The sequence below is a fragment of the Nocardia harenae NBRC 108248 genome (assembly GCF_001612885.1).
GTDB lineage: Bacteria > Actinomycetota > Actinomycetes > Mycobacteriales > Mycobacteriaceae > Nocardia > Nocardia harenae.
Genome location: NZ_BDBH01000005.1, coordinates 241307 through 263403, shown reverse-complemented (window position 1 = coordinate 263403; position 22097 = coordinate 241307). Strand labels below are relative to the sequence as shown.

Annotated in this window: 12 protein-coding genes; 8 read left to right on the top strand and 4 right to left on the bottom strand. The window is 71.5% G+C overall.

What is annotated here, in order from left to right:
- Nucleotides 1-25: 25 nt before the first annotated feature.
- Nucleotides 26-6415 (bottom strand): type I polyketide synthase, encoded by a 6390-nt coding sequence (locus NH2_RS12790; RefSeq protein ID WP_067652997.1) that lies wholly within the window; start codon nt 6413-6415, stop codon nt 26-28.
- 255 nt (nt 6416-6670) lie between these two features.
- On the opposite strand from NH2_RS12790, the gene NH2_RS12785 reads away from it, so the two are divergent.
- The 5 genes from NH2_RS12785 to NH2_RS12765 all read left to right on the top strand — a co-directional run bounded on the left by NH2_RS12785 (nt 6671) and on the right by NH2_RS12765 (nt 14868).
- Nucleotides 6671-8863, top strand: coding sequence for an MMPL family transporter (locus NH2_RS12785; protein WP_067652996.1), 2193 nt, complete (start codon nt 6671-6673; stop codon nt 8861-8863).
- A gap of 31 nt (nt 8864-8894) precedes the next feature.
- A complete protein-coding gene (locus NH2_RS12780) occupies nt 8895-9878 on the top strand; it encodes an alpha/beta hydrolase (protein WP_067653562.1) in 984 nt (327 codons plus the stop codon).
- The gene (locus NH2_RS12775) at nt 9875-11293 is read left to right on the top strand and encodes an MFS transporter (protein WP_067652994.1); all 1419 of its coding nucleotides are present in this window, start codon (nt 9875-9877) and stop codon (nt 11291-11293) included. Before NH2_RS12780 ends, NH2_RS12775 begins: the two co-directional genes overlap by 4 nt.
- 227 nt (nt 11294-11520) lie before the next feature.
- Nucleotides 11521-12774, top strand: a complete 1254-nt coding sequence (locus NH2_RS12770; protein WP_084505501.1) for an ATP-binding protein — start codon at nt 11521-11523, stop codon at nt 12772-12774.
- A 39-nt stretch (nt 12775-12813) separates the two neighbouring features.
- On the top strand, nt 12814-14868 hold the full coding sequence (locus NH2_RS12765; RefSeq protein WP_067652992.1) for a thioredoxin domain-containing protein: 2055 nt from the start codon (nt 12814-12816) through the stop codon (nt 14866-14868).
- Between the two features lie 154 nt (nt 14869-15022).
- Here NH2_RS12765 and NH2_RS12760 read toward each other — a convergent pair whose 3' ends face one another.
- On the bottom strand, nt 15023-16573 hold the full coding sequence (locus tag NH2_RS12760) for an adenylate/guanylate cyclase domain-containing protein (RefSeq protein ID WP_245650546.1): 1551 nt from the start codon (nt 16571-16573) through the stop codon (nt 15023-15025).
- 18 nt (nt 16574-16591) lie between these two features.
- The gene (gene trhA, locus NH2_RS12755) at nt 16592-17284 is read right to left on the bottom strand and encodes a PAQR family membrane homeostasis protein TrhA (RefSeq protein ID WP_245650545.1); all 693 of its coding nucleotides are present in this window, start codon (nt 17282-17284) and stop codon (nt 16592-16594) included.
- A gap of 95 nt (nt 17285-17379) precedes the next feature.
- Between trhA and NH2_RS12750 the strand changes: the two genes are divergently transcribed.
- Nucleotides 17380-18186 carry an isoprenyl transferase gene (locus NH2_RS12750; RefSeq protein ID WP_067653556.1) on the top strand — a complete coding sequence of 269 codons (807 nt, stop codon included), beginning with the start codon at nt 17380-17382 and terminating at the stop codon, nt 18184-18186.
- A 12-nt stretch (nt 18187-18198) separates the two neighbouring features.
- On the opposite strand, the gene coaA is transcribed toward NH2_RS12750, so the two are convergent.
- Nucleotides 18199-19131 carry a type I pantothenate kinase gene (coaA, locus tag NH2_RS12745; protein ID WP_067652990.1) on the bottom strand — a complete coding sequence of 311 codons (933 nt, stop codon included), beginning with the start codon at nt 19129-19131 and terminating at the stop codon, nt 18199-18201.
- 193 nt (nt 19132-19324) lie between these two features.
- Here coaA and NH2_RS12740 point away from each other — a divergent pair, with 193 nt between their 5' ends.
- Together NH2_RS12740 and glyA are read left to right on the top strand one after the other, a co-directional pair.
- Nucleotides 19325-20533 (top strand): hypothetical protein, encoded by a 1209-nt coding sequence (locus tag NH2_RS12740; RefSeq protein WP_067652988.1) that lies wholly within the window; start codon nt 19325-19327, stop codon nt 20531-20533.
- Nucleotides 20534-20800: 267 nt separating this feature from the next.
- Entirely contained in the window at nt 20801-22093 is a 1293-nt protein-coding gene (gene glyA / locus NH2_RS12735) for a serine hydroxymethyltransferase (protein WP_067652986.1), read from the top strand.
- Nucleotides 22094-22097 lie beyond the last annotated feature (4 nt).

Sequence of the window (22097 nt, the reverse complement as noted above, 5' to 3'; positions counted from 1 at the left end):
GCAACCTCGTTTCGACGGGTGCCGGTCACGATGGCGCGCCCACCGGCACCGGCTCGGCCGCGGCCTCGGCGATCAGCGTGGACGGGTCAAGCCCGCCGCCGTTCGCCGTCTCCGCGGCCAGGATCAGCTCGGCCACCTTCGGCCCGGCCTGCTCCAGGCTGAACGAGCGCCCCATCTGCAGCGACATCAGGTCGATGCCGAGCGTCTTGGTGACGCGGGCGCCGAGCTCCACCGCCATGAGCGAGTCCAGCCCCAGCTCGGGCACCGGAACCGTCATGTCGATGGACTCCACCGGCACCCCCATGACGACCGCGAGCTCCTCGGCCATCTTGCGGGCGACGAAGGCGCCACGCTTGCCCTCCTCGATCGCGGCCACCTCGGCGCGCAGCTGCGCCAGCTCCGAGGTGTCCTTCGCCGAGACCTGGGCCAGCGCGATGGTGCGGCCGGTCCGGGTGAGCTGCGGGAAGGTGCCGGTGAGCTTGCCCCAGTCGGTCGGGATGATCCCGGCGCGCGGGTCGCCGAGGCGCAGCGTCTGCTCCAGGTAGGCGGTGGCGTCGGCCATGTCGAGCGGGTCGAAGCCGACCAGGTCGAGGTACTTGGCCGCGGTCTCGTCGGCCGCCATGCCGCCGGTGGCGCCGGAGAGGTGGCCCCAGCCGATGCAGAGCGCCCGCTCGCCGCCTCGCGCCCACTCCTGCGCCATGGTCTCCACCGCGACATTGGCGGCGCAGTAGTTGTACTGGCCGTAGATGCCGTACATGGAGCCGCCGGAGGAGCAGAGCACGAACATGTCCAGGGTGATCCCGGCATCCGCCACCGCCTGGTGCAGCACCCGGGCGCCGTGCACCTTGGGCCGGTACACGATGTCCAGTTCCCGGTAGGTCATGGCGGCCAGCCGGTTGTCCGCCACCGAACCCGCCGCGTGGAACACCCCGCGCAGCGGGTGCTCGGCGGTGTGCGCCCGCGCCACGATGGCCGCGACCGCGCCGGCGTCGGTGATGTCGGCTCGCTCGTCGATCACCTCGACCCCAGCGGCCTCCCAGGCCTCGAGCTGCCGGTGCGCCTCGTCGGTGGTCGGGCCGCTGCGGCTGATCAGCACCAGCCTGCGCACGCCGCGCAGCGCGAGCCAGCGCCCGAGCGCCATGCCGAAGCCGCCGAAGCCGCCGGTCACCAGATACGTTCCGGCCGCGTCGAACTCGACCTCCGGCAGGTACGGCCGAACCGCGGGCAGCGGGGAGTCGATGCGCAGCGCGATCCGGCGCAGCCCGGTGGAGCGGATGGTCTCCTCGAAGGCGCTCGCCACCTCGTCGGTCTCGAAGGACCGGTAGGGGAGCGGGGTGTAGGTGCCCGCCAGCACCTTCTCGTAGACCCGCTGCAGCAGCGCGATGAGCCGCTGCGCGTCCTGGGCGACCAGGCGGTCCAGGTCCATGGAGAAGTAGGCCACGTTCTTGTCGAAGTTGGCCAGCTCCAGCAGGCCGCCGGTGTAGATGTCGGCCTTGCCCACCTCGACGATGCGGCCGAACTCGGCCACCGCGTTGAAGTTCTGCCGCAGGATCTCGCCGGGCGCGCTGCTCAGCACCACCTCGACGCCCTTGCCGCCGGTGATCTCCAGGACGTCGTCCACGAAGTTCAGCGACCTGGAGTCGATGGCGTGGTCGGCGCCGAGCTCGAGCACGTGCGCCCGGCGCTCGTCGGTGCTCGCGGTGCCGATGATCCGTGCCCCGCGATCCTTGGCGACCTGGATGGCCGCGGTGCCGACGCCGCCGGCGGCGCCGTGGATCAGCACCCACTCGCCCGGCTCGATCCGGGCCAGGTCGTGCAGCGCGTACTCGGCGGTGCCGAAGGCGATGGTGCTGGTGCAGTAGCCGGGGTCGGCGTCCGGCGGCAGCGGGATGGCCCGATTCCGGTCGGTCAGCACGTAGCGCTGCATCATGCCCTTGGTGGCGATGGCGACCTGGTCGCCGACGGCGATATCGGTGATGCCGGAGCCGACCCGCACCACCTCGCCCACGCCCTCCATGCCGGGCACGGTACCGAAGTAGGTGGGGGCCAGCTCGCGCTCGCCGAGCAGCCCGATCACCTTGAGCGGGTCCTTGTAGTTCAGCCCGATGACCTTCATCCGGACCTCGATCTGGTCGGCGCCCGGCTCCGGCCGCGGGCACTCGCGCCAGGCCAGCCCGGAGAGCACCCGCGTGCGCGGCATCTCCAGGGCGAAGTTGGCCTCCGGGTCGGTGAGCGGGGCCGCGGTGTCGAGCGCCTCCAGGCGGTCCGGGAGCGGCTTGGTCACCAGCGGGGCCCAGCGGGTGCCGGAGCGCAGCGCGACCTCGTCCAGGTTGTCGTTCCAGAAGGCACCGGGGACGGCCAGCTCGGTCAGCAGATCGGCGGTCTCGGTGGCCGGCTCGACGTCGATGAGCCGCCAGCGCAGCGTGGTCTGCTCGTTGAGCAGCACGCGGCGGGCACCGGCGAGCGCGGCCTGCCTGGTGTCCGGCAGCGCCGGGTCGTCCGGGATGGCGAAGGCGCGCTCGGTGACCAGCGTGACGTGGCACTCGCCGTCGCCGAAGACGCTGCCCGGGCCCTGCTGCTCGGCCTCGGCCGGGTGCGCGAAGGCGTCGATGGCGACCGCGACCTGCTCCAGCGTCCAGAGGTCGGCGACATCGTCCTCGACCTTGCCCGCCACGACAACCACGTGCAGCCGCTCGGTGCCGTCGGCGCGGGCGGCCGCGAGGGTGTCGGCGAGCCCCGCGGCCGGCTCCTCGCCGGGCAGCCCGGCCAGGTGCAGCCTGGCGCCGGGCACCGCCTCGGCCAGCGCCTCGGCGCGGCTGTTGGTGCCGCCGAGCGCGACCACCACGGTGCTGACCGAATCCTGCGGCAGCGCGGTGGGGTCGAGCGGGTCGCGCTGCTCCATGGTCTCGACGTAGAAGAAGTCGGCCATCCGGCGCAGGGGGTCCTGGCCGGGGGTGAGCGCGCCGATCTGCAGCCCGCTCAGCCGCATGACCAGGTTGTGGTCGTCGTCCAGCAGGTCGACGTCGGCGCGCAGCCTGGCCTTGGGGTCGCGCCTGGCGACCACGGTGACCCGCTCCGGCAGCGGCGCGACCATGCGCGCCGCCGCGACCCCGACCGGCACCAGCGTGCCCTCGTCGATGCGGGACTCGGCGAAGAGCAGCGCCGCGGTCTGCATGGCGGCGTCCACCACCGCCGGGTGCGCGAGGTGGCCGGAGCCGGCCGCGATCGAGCCGTCCACGGTGGCGACCACCGTGTCCTTTCCGACGCGCGCGGTGAGCACCCGCCGGAAGGCCGGGCCGTACTGCAGCCCGGCGGCGGCCAGCCCGGTGTAGAACATGGCCGGGTCGACGTCGACGCCGACCGTGATCTCCGGCACCTCGACCTTGGTCTGCCGGTGGCTGCCGGTGAGCGTGCGGCCGGTGGCGTGCAGCGTCCACGCGGTGCCGGTGGCCGAGCGGGAGCGGATGACGAAGCGGCCGCTGGCCTCCTCGATGGTCAGCGCGAGCAGCGGGGTGTCCGGCTGGCCCATGATGAGCGGGGCGACGAAGCGCACCTGCTCCAGCGCGACCCGGTCCACGCCGAGCCGCTTGGCGGTGGCGCTGAGCGCCGCGTCCAGGTAGGCCGCGCCCGGCATGATCTTGATGTTGTTGACCACGTGGTCGGCCAGCCAGGGCAGCAGCTCGGTGCCGACCTGCAGCAGGTAGTCCGGCCTGCCCTCGACGTCCGGGTCGCCGAGCATGGCGTAGCCGCCCGGCGTGCCGAGCCGGGCCTGCTCGAAGAGCGGGAGCGCGGAGTGCAGCCGGGTGCGCTGCCACGGGTAGCGCGGCAGCGGGGTGTGCGGAACCGTGGCGTCCTCGGCCGGGAACAGGGCATCCAGGTCGAGCACGCCCGCGCCGTAGAGCCCGATGAGGGTGCGGCGCACGCTCTCCGAGTCGGGCTGCTTGCGGTCGAGCGTCGGGACGGTGGTGCCGTTCACGTCGGCGCCGAGCAGGATCTCCCGGATATTGCCGGAGAGCACCGGGTGCGGCCCGACCTCGAGGAACACCCGCCGCTCGGCGATCAGCTTCGCGATGGCGTCGGCGAAGCGCACCGGCTCGCGCACATTGGCGCACCAGTACTCGGCGCCCCAGTCCGGGCCGGTCACCTCGGTACCGGTGACCGAGGAGTAGAGCGGGATCGCGGGCTGCTGCGGATCGAGCTGGGCGAGCACCATGCGCAGCTCGTCCAGGATCGGGTCCATGAGGCGGCTGTGGTAAGGCACCTCGACCCGCAGGCGGCGCGCGAAAACGCCGTCCTCGGTGAGCTTCTCGGCGATCTCGTCCAGCCGGTCGGCGTCGCCGGAGAGGGTGAGCGAGGTCGCGCTGTTGATGGCGGCGATATCCACCCGCGGGTCGTTCTCCACCAGCTCGCGGGCCTGGTCGGCGCTGAGCCCGACGGCCAGCATGCCGCCGGTGCCGGCCGTGGTGGCCTGCAGCCGGGCGCGGTGGTAGGCCACCAGCACGGCGTCGCGCAGCGAGAGCACCCCGCTGACGTAGGCCGCGGAGACCTCGCCCACGCTGTGCCCGACGATGGCGGCGGGCGCGATGCCGTACTGCGCCAGCTCGCGCACAAGCGCCACCTGCACGAGGAAGTTCGCCGGCTGCGCCACCTCGGTGGCGCTGACCCGCGACTCCTCCTCGGGCTTCAGCAGCTCCTCGATGATCGACCAGCCCGCGAGCGCGCGGAACTCGTCATCGATCTCCTTCGCCGCCTCGGCGAAGGCGCCCTCGGTGCCGAGCAGTTCGCGCGCCATGCCCCACCACTGCGGGCCCATGCCGGAGAAGACGAAAACCGGCTCGGTGGTGCGGGCCACGATGGTGCGCACCGCGTCCCTGCCCTCGCCGCCCGCGAAGGCGCGCAGCTCGCGCACCAGGTCGTCGGTGTCGCCGAGCAGCATGCCGGTGCGGTGCTGGTGGTGTGCCATCCGGGTCCAGGCCGCCTCGGCCAGCCGGGCCGGGTCGGCGCCGCCGGTGATCAGGTCGGCGAAGCGGCCCGCCAGCGCGCGGGCCGCGGCGGTGCCGCGGGCCGAGATGGGCAGCACGCCGTAGTGCTTGGGCTCGCGCGCAGGCTCGACCACGGTCGCCGGGCGGTACTCCTGCAGAATCGCGTGCGCGTTGGTGCCGCCGTAGCCGAAGCCGTTGACCGCGATCGACATCGGCGGGGCGTCGGCGGGCAGCGGCTCGGCCTCGGTCTGGACGTGCAGCCCCAGCTCGTCGAAGGGGATGTCCGGGTTGGGCTTCTCGATCCAGCCCTGCGGCGGGATCGTGCGGTGCTTGATGGCCAGCGCGGCCTTGATCACGCTGGCGACACCCGCGGCGGCCTCGGTGTGCCCGATGGTCGACTTCACCGAGCCGACGCCGAGCGATTCGGTGCGGCCGGAGGGGGCGCCGAAGACCCGCCCCAGCGCGCGCAGTTCGACCGGGTCGCCGACCAGGGTGCCGGTGCCGTGCGCCTCCACGTAGGTGATCGACTCCGGGGCCAGCCCGGAGCGCACGCACACCTGGCGGGCCAGCGACTCCTGGGAATCCACGTTCGGCACGGTGATGGCGGTGGTGCGGCCGTCCTGGTTCGAGCCGGTGGCCTTGACCACGGCGTAGATCCGGTCGCCGTCGCGCACCGCGTCGTCCAGCTTCTTCAGCGCCACCATGCCCGCGCCCTCACCGCGGCCGTAGCCGTCGGCCGAGGCGTCGAAGGACTTGCAGCGGCCGTCGGTGGCGAGGAAGCCGCCCTTGCACATGAGGACGAAGGTCTCCGGCTGCAGCATGACGTTCACGCCGCCGGCCAGCGCCACGTCGCAGTCGCCGTTGGTGAGCGCCTGGCAGGCCAGGTGGAAGGCGACCAGCGACGACGAGCACGCCGTGTCCACGGTGATGGCGGGCCCGACCAGGTTGAGCGCGTAGGCGATCCGATTGGAGAGCATCGTGTACGAGGCGCTGGCCGGGGTGTGCATATCGGTGTGGAAGAGCGCGGGGCCGACCACGCCGATCACCGACTGGTCCACCACGAAGCCGCCCACGTACACACCGACCGAGCCGCCTGCCGCGTGCCGCGCGATCCCGGCGTCGTCCAGCGCCTCCCAGGTGACCTCGAGCATGAGCCGCTGCTGCGGGTCGAGCACCGTGGCCTCGCGCGGCGAGATGCCGAAGAAGTCCGGGTCGAACTCCCACGGATCGGTGGTCATGAAGGCGCCGTGCTTGGTGTAGCTGCGGCCGGGAGTGCGGGGCTCCGGGTCGTAGTAGCGGCGGTAGTCCCATCGGTCCGCGGGCATCTCGACGACACCGTCGCGCTTGTCCAGGACGAAATCCCAGAAAGTGTCCGGTGAGTCGATTCCGCCTGCAAAACGGCAACCGATGCCGACAATTGCGATATCCGACATGCACATCCTCCCGAGCCGGATTGATTCGAGCGCCATTCATTTCGGGCGACTCGTGAAATTGGTGTGCGCAGCTGGCGACTGGGGTCAGCGTAACCACGCTCACAGGTACCGCTCGAGGTTCAGGGACAGTTCACAACCTGGTCTCGGATCGGTTGTGGCATCTCGAACCGGTGGAAACGGGGGGCTGTGGAGGCAACCCCCCGGTGCCTATGTTTCAGGTATCCCGGAGCGGGGTTCGAGGGTCGGGAGGTGGCTTTGTCCGGTGGATTCGGCCGGTGGATCGAGCTGATCGTCCGGCGGCGCTTCCTGGTACTCACCGTGGTCGTCGGCGGGCTGCTCGCGCTCGGCGGGTACGGCCTCGGGCTGCACGCGCACCTCAGCGTGAGCGGCTGGGACGACCCCGGCTCGGAGTCGGCGCGGGCACTGCGGCTGAAGGACGAGGCGTTCGGCCACAACCACGTCGCCGACGTGCTGCTGGTCTTTCGCGCCCCGGCCGGGAAGACCGTGGACGACCCGGAATTCGCCGCCACCGTCACCGGCTTCCTCGACGGCCTGCCCGAGCGCTTCCCGGACCGGATCGAGAAGATCAACGGCAGCTACTGGGAGACCGCGACCGGGCTCGCGGTGCCCGACGTCTTCGGAACCCCCGACCGCGAGCACGCCTTCGCCTCGGTCGCGGTGCGCGGCGGCGACGACACCGAGGTGCTCAACAACTACCGGCAGATCGCGGACGAGCTCGTGCTGCCGGGGGTGGATCTCGAGGTGGCGGGTGCGCAGCCGGTCGCGCTCGCGCTCAACGACACCATGGCGCAGGACCAGCTGCGGATGGAGCTGGTCGCCATCCCGGCGGTGGCGGTGCTGCTGTTCTTCCTGTTCGGCGGGGTGGTGGCGGCGGCGCTGCCGCTCATCGTCGGCGGGCTCACGGTGCTCGGCGCCTGGGGCGTGGTGCGGCTGCTGACGCACGTCATGGAGGTCAATTCGTTCGTCTCGCCGGTGGTGTCGATGATCGGGCTCGGGCTCGCCATCGACTACGGGCTCTTCATCGTGAGCCGGTTCCGCGAGGAGCTGGCCGCGGGCCGCCCCGCCCCGGAGGCCGTCGCCCGCTCGGTGGCGACGGCGGGCCGCACGGTCGCCTTCTCGGCCACCATCGTGGTGGTCGCCTCCGGCGCGATTCTGCTGTTCCCGCACGGTTTCCTGCGCTCCTTCGCGCTCGGGGCCATGATCACGGTGGCGCTGGCCGCCGCGGTCTCGGTGACCGTGCTGCCCGCCATGCTGGCGATCCTCGGCCACCGGGTGGACTGGCTCGGCTTCAACCGCTTCCACGCCCGGCGGGCCGATATCGAGCAGCGCAACAACCCGTGGGGCCGGATCGCGGGCCGGGTCATGCGCAGGCCGTGGCTGGTGGCGGTGCCGGTAGTGGCGCTGCTGTTGCTCCTCATCGCGCCGGTGCAGCACGTCGCCTTCGGCGGGATCTCCGAGCGCTTCCTGCCCCCCGACCACCCCACCCGGACCGCCCAGCAGCACTTCGACGAGCTCTTCCCGCTGCGCCAGATCAACCCGGTGGACCTGATGGTGATCACCCTCGACACCTCGCTCATCGGCGAGGTGGTGGAGCGGGCCAATGGCGCGCCCGGCCTGGAGGCCCCGTTCCCGGCCGCGCTGCAGGCGCAGTCGCACCTCGGCGTCTTCACCACGAACACCGTGGTCTCGGATAGCCACGACGCCGACGAGACCATCGACTACCTGCGCGCCATGCCCGCCCCGCCGGGCACCATCGTGCTGGTCGGCGGGCAGCCCGCGAGCGAGCGGGACAGCGTGGACGCGCTGCTCGACCGGCTGCCGCTCATGGTGCTGCTGGTCTTCCTGGTCACCACGGTGCTCATGATGGTGGCCTTCGGCTCGATCGTGCTCCCGCTGCAGGCCGGATTCCTGAACCTGCTCGGCCTCGGCTCCACGCTCGGCGTGCTGACCTGGATCTTCGTCCAGGGCAATGGGGCCGGGGTGCTCGGCTTCACGCCGCAGCCGATCATGGCGCTGGTCCTGGTGCTGATCGTCTCGGTGATCTACGGCCTCTCCACCGACTACCAGGTGTTCCTGCTGGCCCGGATCGTGGAGGCGCGGGCCGAGGGCGCCTCCACCACCGAGGCGGTGCGCGACGGCATCGCCCGCACCGGCTGGATCATCACCGCCGCCGCGCTCATCCTGCTCGTGGTCTGCGGCGCCTTCGCGCTCTCCGACCTGGTGATGATGCAGTACATCGCGGTCGGCATGGTGACGGCGCTCTTCATCGACGCCGCCATCCTGCGGGTGCTGCTCGTCCCCGCCGTCATGCGGATCTGCGGCGATGCCTCCTGGTGGGGAATTGGGAGACGTCGGGAACCGCCGCGCACCGGAATTGGTAACGACCACAACGTTCCGCGAATACCGGTCGGGGCCGGTCGTGAGTGACGTTGACTCCGGTCCGGAAGCAGGAGTGGATATGCCGAAGAATCTGCGCCGGACCGGCGCCGTATTACTTGCTCTTTCCCTGCTGCTGGCCGGCGCGTGGTCGGATGCCCGCGCGGAACCGGGCACCGCCGCGGAAATCGCCGAAATGCGCCCCGGCCCCGGCAGGCAGCAACAGGTGGAGGTGTATTCCGCCGCCATGGATCGAATAGTGCGCACCGCGGTGCTGCCCGCCGCCGACCCGGAGAAACCCTCGCCGGTGCTATATCTGCTGAACGGCTCCAGCGGCGGCTCCGACGGTAATTGGATCGACCGCACCGATGTCGCCGAGTTCTTCGCGGGCAAGCAGGTCACCGTCGTGGTGGTGCTGGACGGCGCGGGCAGCTACTTCACCGACTGGCGCGCCGACGACCCGGTGCTCGGCAAGCAGCGCTGGGGCACCTTCCTCACCGAGGAGTTGCCGCCCCTCATCGACGCCGAATTCGACGGCACCGGCGCGAACGCCATCGCCGGGGTCTCCATGGCAGGCACCTCGGTGTTCCAGCTGGCGCTGGCCGCGCCCGGGTTCTACCGGGCGATCGGTTCCTACAGCGGCTGCGTGCGCACCAGCGACCCCGCCGGGCAGACCATCGTGCAGGCCGTGGTGACCACCCAGCGCGGCACCCCCGCGAACATGTGGGGGCCGCCCAGCGACCCGGCTTGGCGCGCCAACGACCCCTACCTGCAGGCCGACAAGCTGCGCGGCACCGCCGTCTACGTCGCCACCGGCACCGGGATTCCCGGACCGAAGGAGAACCTCGCCGACGCGGGCGATCTCCCGCACCTGCTGTATCAGCTCATGTTCGGCGCCCCGCTGGAGGTGGTGGCGAACGCCTGCACCAGGCAGCTGCGGGACCGGCTGCTCGCCGCGAATATCGCGGCCACCTTCGACCTGCGGCCCACCGGCACCCACGCCTGGGGCTACTGGCAGGACGACCTGCACAAATCCTGGCCCCTGTTCGAGGAGGCGCTGCGGTGACCCGGCAGGAAGCGACCGTCGCGATCGGGGCGTTCAGCGCCTGCCTGCTCTCGGTCTTCATGCAGATGATCGACGTCACCATCGTCAATACCGCGCTCCCGGTGATCACCACCGAACTCGGCGCATCGCGCGCCCAGCAGCTGTGGGTGGTGGCCGGGTACTCGCTGGCCTTCGCCTGCGCGCTGCTCACCGCGGCCCGGCTCGGCGCGATCACCGGGCGGCGCCGGATGTTCCTCTGGTCGGCGGCCGCCTTCACCGCCGCCTCGGTGTGGTGCGGAATCTCCGACAGCGCACTGGAACTCGTGCTCGCCCGGATCGTGCAGGGCGTGGCGGGGGCCGGGATGGCGGCGCAGACCATCGCGGTGATCACCGCGACCTTTCATCGCGACCACCAGCCCTACGCCTTCGCCGTGTACGGCGGGGTCGCCGGGTTCGCGGGGATGCTCGGCCCGATCCTCGGCGGCGCGCTGATCACCGTGGACCCGTTCGGGCTCGGCTGGCAGGTCATCTTCCTGATGAACCTGCCGCTCGGCATCATCGCCATCGGGCTCGCGCTGAAGTACCTGAAGATCGGCCCCGCGCCGGAGCGGCCCCCGCTCGACCTGCGCGGCTCGGTGCTCGCCACCGCCGCGCTCTTCCTGCTGCTCTTCGCGCTGGCCGACAGCCAGCAGGCGGGGTGGCGGCTGCTGCACCTCGGCTGCGTCGTGGCGGCGCTGGCGCTCGGGGCGGGGTTCATCGCCTACGAGCGGGCCACCCGGCGGCGCGGCGGGATCGCGCTGGTGCGGCTGGATCTCTTCGCCGACCGCGGCTTCGCCGTCGGCTCGGTGCTGGTGACGGTGTTCTTCGGGCTCTTCACCGCCTTCGTCTTCACCGTCTCCATCCTGCTGCAGGACGTGCTCGACTTCTCCGCGCTGCGCACCGGCATCGCCATGACGCCCTTCGCCATCGGCGCCGGGGCGGGCGCCATCGTCTCGCCGATCCTGGTGAACCGCTTCGGGATTCGCACGCTGGCCGCCGGGATCGCCTCCTTCGGCTTCTGGGTGCTGGTCGGCGTCTGCTACCTGCACATCACCGACGGCGCGGTGAGCCTGCTGCTCGTCACCGGCCCGGTCTTCCTGGCCGGATTCGGCGTCGGGGTGTTCGGCATCCCATTGCAGCCGATCATGCTCGCCGGGCTGAACGACCGCGACATGGGCGAGGCCTCCGGGCTGCTGCCGACCGTCGAGCAGATCGGCAACTCGGTCGGGCTCGCCGTGCTCGCCGCGCTCTTCTTCCGCGCGCACACGCTCGGCGGGAGCATGGTCATGCTCGGCGCCATCGCGGTCGTGGCGGTGCTGCTCGCGGGGGTCACGCTGGCGCTGCCGGAGCGCAGGGCCACCCTCGGGGCTACGCCGTGGGTGCTGTCGTCGAGGTGATGATTACCGCCCCGGCAGCCGGCTCGACGCCCCTCCGCCCTGGGCCCGGGTCGTGCGGATCAGGGTGCGGACAACTGTCCGGTCGGTGACCGTCTATATGACCATCACGGCAGCGGCTACATGACCACCGAAGCAGCGTCTATCTGACCGCTGCGCCAGCGGCTATATGTCCATCGAGCAGCGTCCAAGTGCCCGCCTCCGTAGCTGATTGGTGCGATATTGCGGCGGTGAACACGCGAGATCTGCTTCCCCGGCGAGCCGAGTCGCTGATCGCCGAGGCCCTGGCGGATACCCGGGTCGTGCTGGTCAATGGTGCTCGTCAAACCGGGAAGAGCACGGTCACCCGGCTGGTCGGTGCCGCGAGTGCGGGCGTGGTTTTCCGCCTGCTGGACGACCCGGCCACCTTGCGCGCCGCGCAGGACGATCCCGCGGGTTTCGTCGATCGGAAATTCGGCCTGATGATCATCGACGAGATCCAGCTCGCCCCGGAGTTGCTCCGCCCGATCAAATTGACCGTCGACCTCGATCCGACGCCGGGGCGATTCCTGCTCACCGGCTCCTCGCGCATCCTCGCGCTGCGCACCCTGCCCGACGCCCTGCCCGGCCGGATGGAGGTGATCGAGCTGTGGCCGTTCTCCCAGGGGGAGGTCGACGGCGGTCCGGATCGCTTCATCGACGCCGCCTTCCGGCACGGGCCGGCCGTGGATCATTCGACGACGCTCCGGCGCAGGGACTATCTCGAGCGAGTCGTGGTGGGCGGCTTCCCGGAGGCGCACCGCCGCACGCCCCGGCGCAGGTCGGCGTTCTTCGAGTCCTATCTGCAGACCCTGATCGAGCGCGATGTCCTCCAGTTGGCGAGCATCGAGCGGCACGGGGGGATGCTGAAGCTCCTGAGCCTGCTCGCCGCGCGAGCGGGTGGCCTGCTGGTGCCCGCCACCCTGGCCGGGCAATCCGGCATTCCGCGGACCACGCTGACGCGGTATCTCGAACTCCTGCAATCGGTCTTCCTCATCAAGAGCATCCCGGCCTGGTCGCCGGGCTCGACGCAGCACGCCGTCGGTACTCCGAAGCTGGCCTTCGTCGACAGTGGAATCGCGAGTCATCTGCTCGGCCAGAGCGTGGCCCGCCTGGACGAGCCGGGCGGCGCCGCCGGGCCGATGCTGGAGAACTTCGTCGCGATGGAGATCGCGCGGCAGCTCACCTGGTCCGACGAGCGGGCCCGCATGTTCCACTACCGCACGAAGGACAAGGTCGAGGTCGACGTGGTGCTGGAGACACCCGATGGCCGGATCGTCGGAATCGAGGTCAAGGCGGGCGCGACGGTGCGGTCGGAGGACCTCACCGGACTGCGGAATCTGGAGGCGGTCGCGGGCGAGCGATTCGTCGCGGGATACGTGCTCTACACGGGCAAGCAAACCCTGCCGTACGGCCCGAGGCTGCGGGCGGTGCCGATGGACGCGCTCTGGCGCCTGGCGCCGTGAAGAACGTGTGCACCCGGACTTCTGTGGAACGCTGAAGGTATGAACCGGCTCGGAACCGCGACCTCTCCGTACCTCCGCCAGCACGCCGACAACCCCGTGCACTGGCGCGAGTGGAGCACCGAGGCCCTGGCGGAGGCGAAGGAACGGGACGTGCCGATCCTGCTGTCGATCGGCTACGCCTCCTGCCACTGGTGCCACGTGATGGCGCACGAGTCGTTCGAGGACGAGACCACCGCCGCGCAGATGAACGCGGAGTTCGTGTGCGTGAAGGTGGATCGGGAGGAGCGGCCGGATCTGGACGCGGTCTACATGAACGCCACCGTCGCCATGACCGGGCACGGCGGCTGGCCGATGACCTGCTTCCTCGCCCCGGACGGCTCACCGTTCTACTGCGGGACCTACTACCCGCGGGTGCCGCGCGGCGGGTCGCCGTCGTTCACGCAGGTGCTCACCGCCATCACCGATACCTGGCGGAATCGGCGGGACGAGGTGGATCAGGCTGCCAAGCAGGTGACGGAGGCGTTGCGGGCGCAGGCGACGGGGCTGCCGGACGCGGGCGGGGCGATCGGGGCGGAGCTGCTGGATCACGTGGTGAGCGCGGTCAGGAAGGACGAGGACACGGCGTTCGGCGGGTTCGGCGGGGCGCCGAAGTTCCCGCCCTCGGCGCTGCTCGCGGGGTTGCTGCGGAGCTGGGAGCGGACCGGCGATCCGGAGACCTACGCCCTGGTCGAGCGGACGGCCGCGGCCATGGCGCGCGGTGGGATCTACGACCAGCTGCGCGGCGGCTTCGCCCGGTACTCGGTGGATGAGCGGTGGCTGGTGCCGCACTTCGAGAAGATGCTCTACGACAATGCGCAGCTGCTGCGTGCCTACGCGCACCTGGCGCGCCGGGAGCTCCCGGCCGAGCCGGGCAGCGGCGGGCAGTCGCTGGCCGCGCGGGTGGCGGCGGAGACCGCCGCCTTCCTGCTGGACGATCTCGGCACCGAGCAGGGCGGGCTCGCCTCCGCGCTGGACGCCGACACCCCGGTCCGCCCCGGCGAGCCCGGCGTCGAGGGCGCCACCTACGTCTGGACCCCGGCGGAGCTGACAGCCGAGCTCGGCCCCGTCGAAGGGGCATGGGCCGCACAGCAATTGGGTGTGACAACGGCGGGCACCTTCGAGCACGGCACCTCGGTCCTCACCCGGCTCGCCGAGCCGGACGACCCGGAGCGGCTCGACCGCGCGCGCACGATCCTGCGCGACGCCAGGGACAAGCGCCCGCAGCCGGAGCGGGACGACAAGGTGGTCACCGCCTGGAACGGAATCGCCATCACCGCGCTCGCCGAAGCCGGTGCGGCGCTCGACGTTCCGGCGTGGGTGGCGGCGGCCCGGCGCTGCGCGGAGTTCCTGCTGCGGGTGCACGTGGCGGACGGCCGGGTATTGCGCGCCTCGCTCGGCGGCGCGGCCGGTACCTCGCCGGGGGTGCTGGAGGATTACGCCTGGCTGGTCACCGGGTTGCTGGCGCTGCACCAGGTGACCGGCGAGCGGGAGTGGCGAGTGCGGGCCGAGGAGATCCTGGATGCCGCCATCACGCACTTCGCCGATCCGGACGAGCCGGGCAGCTGGTTCGACACCGCCGACGATGCCGAGACGCTGGTGGCGCGGCCCCGCGACCCGATCGACGGCGCCACCCCGGCGGGGGCATCGGCGCTGGCCGAGGCGCTGCTCACCGCCGCCGCGCTGGCCGAGCCGGCGAACGCGGTGCGATACCGGGAGCTGGCGGAGCGCACGCTGGCGCGCGGCGCGGTGGTGCTGGCGCGGGCGCCGCGCTCGGCGGGGCAGTGGCTGACGGTGGCGGAGGCGGCGTTCCACGGGCCGCTGCAGATCGCCGTCTCGGTGCCGCCCGGTGGGGACGCCGCCGAATTACTGGCGGCCGCAAGGGCTTCCGCGCCGGGCGGGGCGGTGATCATCGCGGGCGAACCGGACTCGGCGCCGCTGCTCGCGGAACGTCCGCCGGTCGGCGGGCAGCCCGCCGCCTACGTCTGCCGCGGCACCGTCTGCGACCTCCCGGTTACCGGCGCCATCGACCTGACGGCGGCGCTCGCCCGCCACTGACCGAGCCACCGGAGCAGGCTGCAGCCGCCGGGTTTGCGGCCGGAGCAGGCGGCGGCCGCCGAGATTGCGGTATGAGTGGTCGGCGGTTGCCGGGGTTGCGGTGGGAGCGGCCGCCGAGAACCTCGTCCGGGTGCCTGGCGGCGCGCCAACCCGCCTACCGTGCCCGCTCCACGCCGGACGTACCCGCTCCGCCGGACGCACCCGCTCCGCCGGACGCACCTCCGTCCACGACCGCATCCGTCCAGCACGGAGTCGGCTCACCCATCCCGCGCAACTGGATATCCGCGAGATGCACCCAGTGCGTCCGCTCCTCGGCCGAGGCCGCCTCGAGCACATCGACACTCACCAGAATCCGCCGCGGCACCCGCTTCGCCTCACCGGTGAGGCGGGCCGCCCGGTTCACCGCATCCCCGATCACCGTGAACTCCAGCCGCGTATCGGCCCCGACGTCCCCGGCGAAGACCAACCCCCGCGCGACCCCGATCCCGATATCCAGCTCCCCGGCGGCGAGCACCTCGTCCCGGATCCGGCGCGCGGCGCGCAGAGCGGGCGTGGCATTGTCCGGCAGCGCGATCGGCGCCCCGAAGATACAGAGCGCCGCGTCACCCTCGAACTTGTTGACCAGCCCGCCGTTCTCCTCGGTCGCGGTGATCACGGTGCCGAGCAGCCGGTTCAGCTTGGCGACGAACTCCTGCGGCGGCAGCCCGGTGGAGAGCGCCACCGACCCGGTGACGTCGACGAAGAGCGCCGAGACCACCCGCACATCCCCGGTCAGGTCGACGCCGCGCGCCACCAGCGCCCGCTCCGCCACCTCGGCCCCGACGTGCCGCCCGAACACGTCGCGCAGCCGCTGCCGGTCGCGCAGGCTGGCCGCCAGCTCGTTCACCGAGTGCTCCAGCCTGCCGATCTCGCCGACGCTGCCCACCGGCACCCGCACGTCCAGCTCACCGAGGGTGATCCGGTCCAGCGCGAGCCGCAGCGTGCGCACCGGCGCGGCCACCGCCCTGGCCAGGAACGCGGTCGCCAGCGCGCCCACCGCGAAGCCGACGATGGCGAGGTAGAGGGCGGTGCGCACCCGGTCCGGGGCGCCCGCCACCGGGTCGGCGAGCACGGTGATGAGCAGCAGCATGGGCATGGCCCCGGCCACCGCCCAGGTGACCAGCACCCGGGCCAGCACCGACGAACTCCAGTGCATGGTCGCGCCGAGCACCGCGGCCACCACCGGAATGGCCGGCCGCACCAGCCGGTCCACGATCAGGAAGGTCAGCGCCGACGACTCGAAGGCGCCCAGCGTGAAGACGGCCGCGGTGACCGCCGGATTGGTGCTGTCGGCGAAGAGCGAGAAGAGCACCGCCGCGATCACCACGCCCGGTATCCACAGCGCGAGCGCGCGCACGGTGATCGCCACCGGCAGCCGGAGCAGCGCGCGCGCCTCCTCCGCGGTGGGTTTGCGCAGGTCGTCGAGCCAGCCGAAGTGCCTGCGCCGGTCGCGCACCGCGAGCGCGACCCCGACGAGGAAGCCGATCGCCGGATAGATCGCCACCAGCAGCAGCGCCGTGCGCCAGTCCGGGCCGAGCCGGCCGAGGAAGCCGTTCAGCCAGAGCGCGGTGACGATCACGCCGAGGCCGCTGAGGTTGGCCGCGATCACGACGACGGCCAGCCCCCAGCGGGCCTGCAGCGCCCACAGCATGAGGCGAGCGATCACAGGGTGAAACCTACCGGGTCAGCGCAGCAGGACCAGCCAGATCGCGGCGTAGTGGGCGAGCGCGGCCAGCACCGTGGCCGCGTGGAAGAACTCGTGGTGGCCGAAGTCCGCGGGCCACGGATTCGGCCACTTGGTGGCGTAGAGGATGGCGCCGCCGCTGTAGATGAGGCCGCCGATGACCAGCAGGATCAGCGGCGCCAGCCCGACCTCGGCGTGCAGCTGCCCGGCCACCGGCACGACCGCCCAGCCGAGCAGCAGGTAGAGCGGCACCCCGACCCAGCGCGGCGCGGTCGGCCAGAGCAACTTCAGGGCCACCCCGGCCAGCGCGCCAGCCCAGACCACCGCGAGCAGCGTCCGTCCGGTCGAGCCGGGCAGCCCGAGCAGCGCGAACGGGGTGTAGCTGCCCGCGATGAAGACGAAGATCATGGAGTGGTCGGCGCGCTTCATCCGGATCCGGGTGCGCGGCGTGCGCCAGGTGACCCGGTGGTACACCGCGCTCACCCCGAAGAGCGCGCACACCGTGACGCCGTAGACCAGGGTGGCGAAGACCGCGGTCGCCGAGATCGTGGCCGCCACGCCGACCAGCGCGATCACCGCGAAGGCGGCGACACCGACGGCCCAGGTGTGGATCCAGCCGCGCAGCCGCGGCTTGCCGATCGCCTCGGCCAGCTCCTCGGCGGGCGACGCGGCGGTGCCGACGGTATCGGACACGGAATGCCTCCTACTGAACTCATCGGTAACCTACGGAACCGTAGGTTAATGGTGGCAGCAACCCTACCGGCCCGCAATCGTCGGATGCTGTGTTCATGGTCTCGAGGCGTAGGGTGACCCGAGTGGAGCTTGGAAGTCAGGTGCGGGGGTTGCCCTATCGCCTCTACGAGTCCCGGCTGTCGAAGCAGCTCGCGGGGCGGGAGCACCCCCGGCACGTCGCGGTCATGTGCGACGGCAACCGGCGCTGGGCGCGGGAGAACGGGTTCACCGACGTCCGGCACGGGCACCGCGTCGGTGCGCTGAAGATCGCCGAGCTGGTCGGCTGGTGTGCCGACGAGGGCATCGAGATGGTCACCGTCTACCTGCTCTCCACCGAGAACCTGCGGCGCGACCCGGAGGAGCTGGAGACGCTCTTCGAGGTCATCACCGACGTGGTCGAGGAGCTCTCCGCGCCGGAGCAGGACTGGAGCGTCCGGCTGATCGGCTCGCTGGAGGGCTTCCCCGAATTGATCGCCAAGCGGTTGCGCACCGCGGCCGAGCGCACCATCGGCCGCCAGGGCGTGCACGTCAACGTGGCGGTCGGGTACGGCGGCAGGCAGGAGATCACCGACGCGGTGCGCTCGCTGGTGCGCCAGGAGATCGCCGCGGGCGAGACCGGCGAGGATCTGGTGCAGTCGATCACCGTCAACGCCATCGGCCAGCACCTGTACACCTCCGGCCAGCCCGACCCGGACCTGGTGATCCGCACCTCCGGCGAGCAGCGGCTCTCCGGATTCCTGCTCTGGCAGAGCGCCTACTCGGAGATCTGGTTCACCGAGGCGTACTGGCCGGAATTCCGCCGCGTCGACTTTCTCCGCGCACTCCGCGATTTCGCCGCGCGGCACCGCCGTTTCGGCGTCTGACTGTCGGATATCTCACAATTTCCGGAGCCGGAGCCGATTGATGGTGTGGTCCGCGTCCTTGCGCAGCACCAGGGTGGCGCGCGGGCGGGTCGGCAGGATGTTCTCCACCAGATTCGGCCGGTTGGTCGAGTTCCAGATATCGCGGGCCGCGACCACCGCCTGATCGTCGGTGAGCGCCGAGTAATGGTGGAAATGTGCCCGCGGATCCGCGAAGGCGCCGTCGCGCAGGGTGAGAAACCGCTGCACGTACCAATTCTCGATGTCCTCGATCCTGGCGTCCACGTAGATGGAGAAGTCGAACAGGTCGGAGACCATGAGCCGGGGCCCGGTCTGCAGCACGTTGAGCCCCTCGACGATCAGGATGTCGGGCTGGCGCACGCAGTGCTTCTCGTTCGGCACGATGTCGTAGGAGACGTGCGAGTACACCGGCGCGCACACCTCGGCCGCCCCCGACTTCACCTCGGTGACGAATCGCAGCAGCTTGCGGCGGTCATAGCTCTCCGGGAAGCCCTTGCGGTGCATGATGCCCCTCCGGGTCAGCTCCGCTGTGGGGTGCAGGAACCCGTCGGTGGTGACCAGGTCCACCCGCGGGTGGTGGTCCCAGCGCGCCAGCAGCGCCTGCAGCACGCGCGCGGTGGTCGACTTGCCCACCGCGACGCTGCCCGCCACCCCGATGACGAACGGCACCTGGCTGTCGGGGTGCGTTTCGCCGAGGAAGGTCGCGGTCGCCGCGAAAAGTCGTTGCCTGGCGGCCACCTGGAGGTGGATCAGCCGGGCGAGCGGCAGATAGACCTCCGCCACTTCTTCCAGATCGATCTGTTCACCGAGCCCGCGCAGCCCGAACAGTTCTTCCTCGGTCAGTACCAGCGGAGTCGATTTGCGGAGTTTTCGCCATTGCTTCCGGTCGAATTCCACATACGGACTCGGCTCGCCCATTCGTGCCACTTACCCGATGCCTCCTCCGTGCAAACACGCTCCGTCGCGCGCCGGCGCGGGGAAAGTCGCCTTCCGCCGTCGCCGCACAGCCGAATTGTGCTCCGCGCCGCGGGCGCACCGCACGGGGGGTCGCGATCGGCACCGCGCCCGCGGTGTGTTTCGCGACTGCGCCGGTGGCGTGTTTCGCGCTAGTCTCGGCCGAATGGAAGCGCATCCGCTCGTCACCGAGTACCTGCGGCTCGGCCTCGCCTTCGATCGGCTGGAGGAGGGGTTCGTCGACGCTTTCACCGGCGACCCGGAGCTGCGCCGCGCGGTGCAGAACGCGCCCGCACCCGAGCCCGCCGAGCTGGCCCGCAGGGCCGCCGCGCTGCGGGCCGAGCTGCCCGGCGCCGGATTGCCGCCGGAGCGCGCCGAATTCGTCGAGGTGCACCTGCGCGCGCTGGAGTGCTCCGGGCGCAAGTTCGCCGGGGCCGAGATCGGCTTCGTGGACGAGGTGCGGGCCTACTTCGACGTCGAGATCGCCCCCGGCGACGAGGCGGTCTACCGCGAGGCGCACCGGAAAATGGACGAGGTGCTGCCGGGCGACGGCTCGCTGGCCGAGCGGATCACCGCGCACCGGAAGGCCGACGAGATCCCGCCGGAGCGGCTGCGCGACTGCGTCGCCGCCTTCTCCGGCGCACTGCGCGAGCGGGTGCGCGAGCGCTTCCCGCTGCCGGACAGCGAGCACGTGACCTACGAGGTGGTCGGGGACAAGCCGTGGTCCGGCTTCAACTACTACAACGGCGGCTACCACTCCACCGTCGCCATCAACTCCGACCTGCGCCAGCAGATGGCGAACCTGCCGCACCTGATCGCGCACGAGGCGTACCCGGGGCACCACACCGAGCACTGCCGCAAGGAGGCCGGGCTGGTCGCCGCCGGGCAGGACGAGCAGACGCTCTTCCTGGTGAACACTCCGCAGTGCCTGATGGCCGAGGGCCTGGCCGACCTCGCCCTGAAGGCCGTCATCGGCCCCGGCTGGGGGCTGTGGGCGCAGGAGATCTACGCCGACCTCGGGCTGCGCTTCGACGGCGAGCGGGCCGAGCAGCTTGCCGCGGCATCGGCCGGGCTGCTCGGAGTGCGGCAGGACGCGGCGCTGCTGCTGCACGACCGGCACCGGGACGCCGACGAGGTGGCCGGGTTCCTGGAGCGCTGGGCGCTCACCACCCCGGAGCGGGCGCGGCAGTCGCTGCGCTTCCTCTCCTCGCCGCTCTGGCGCGCCTACATCAGCACCTACGTCGAGGGGTACCGGCTGCTCGGCGGCTGGCTGGACGAGGCCGCCGACGCCGCCGCCCGCGCCGACCGTTTCCGCCGGTTGCTGGACGAACCGCTCACCCCCGGCGCGCTGCGCCGGGAGCTGACGGTCGCCTGATCAGATCGGGGTCGGGCACCCCGAACCGGCGGAGAGGGTGCAGAGCAGGCTCACGAACATCTGGAGCAGGCTGCCGAGCCCGCCGTCCTGGATGGGGGTGGCAATGAACACGATCGGTCCTCGATTCGGTGAACAACAAGTGACGGGCCACGCTCGTCCCCCGAGATGCACGCCGGTCGTCGGCCGCATGTCCAGCCCGTGAATTCAGGGGCACCCGGAGCGCACCCGGCGCCGGGGCGCGAGCAGCGGGTCCATAGAATCGGCGGGGTGACGCAGACGACCGCTTCGGTGAACACCCAGTCCCTCGCAGAGCTCGACCCCGAGGTCGCGGCCGCGGTGGCGGGCGAACTCGCCCGCGAGCGCGACACCCTCGAGATGATCGCCTCGGAGAACTTCGTGCCGCGCGCGGTGCTGCAGGCGCAGGGCAGCGTGCTCACCAACAAGTACGCCGAGGGGTACCCCGGCCGCCGCTACTACGGCGGCTGCGAGCACGTCGATGTCGTCGAGAATCTGGCGCGCGAGCGGGCGAAGGCGCTGTTCGGCGCCGATTTCGCCAATGTGCAGCCGCACTCCGGCGCCCAGGCGAACGCCGCGGTGCTGCACGCGCTGCTGGAGCCGGGCGACAAGCTGCTCGGGCTGGATCTCGCGCACGGCGGGCACCTGACGCACGGCATGCGGCTGAACTTCTCCGGCCGGCTCTACGACGTGCACTCCTACGGGGTGAGCAAGGACGATCACCGGATCGACATGGACGAGGTGCGCTCGATCGCGCTGGCGTCCAGGCCGAAGGTGATCGTGGCGGGCTGGTCGGCGTACCCGCGGCAGCAGGATTTCGCGGCTTTCCGGTCGATCGCGGACGAGGTCGGGGCCTACCTGTGGGTGGATATGGCGCACTTCGCCGGGCTGGTCGCCGCCGGGCTGCACCCCTCGCCGGTGCCGCACGCCGACGTGGTCTCCTCCACCGTGCACAAGACGCTCGGCGGCCCGCGCTCCGGGATCATCCTGGCCAGGCAGGAGTACGCGAAGAAGCTGAACAGCGCGGTCTTCCCCGGCCAGCAGGGCGGGCCGCTCATGCACGCCGTCGCGGCCAAGGCGGTGGCGTTCAAGATCGCGGGCACCCCGGAGTTCAAGGAGCGCCAGGAGCGCACCCTCTCCGGTGCGGCGCTGCTCGCCGAGCGGCTGACCGGCGCGGATGTCGCGGGTAAGGGCGTCAGCGTGCTGACCGGCGGCACCGACGTGCACCTGGTCCTGGTGGATCTGCGCGACTCCGAGCTCGACGGCCAGCAGGGCGAGGACCTGCTGCACGAGATCGGGATCACGGTGAACCGCAATGCCGTCCCGTTCGACCCGCGTCCGCCGATGGTCACCTCCGGGCTGCGCATCGGCACCGCCGCGCTCGCCACCCGCGGCTTCGGCGACGCCGAGTTCACCGAGGTCGCCGACATCATCGCCACCGCGCTCGCCGGCGGCGAGCTGGAGCCGCTGCGCGCCAGGGTGCGCAAGCTGGCCCAGGATTTCCCGCTGTACTCCGGGCTCGAGGAGTGGGGCCTGCTCGGCTGAGGCC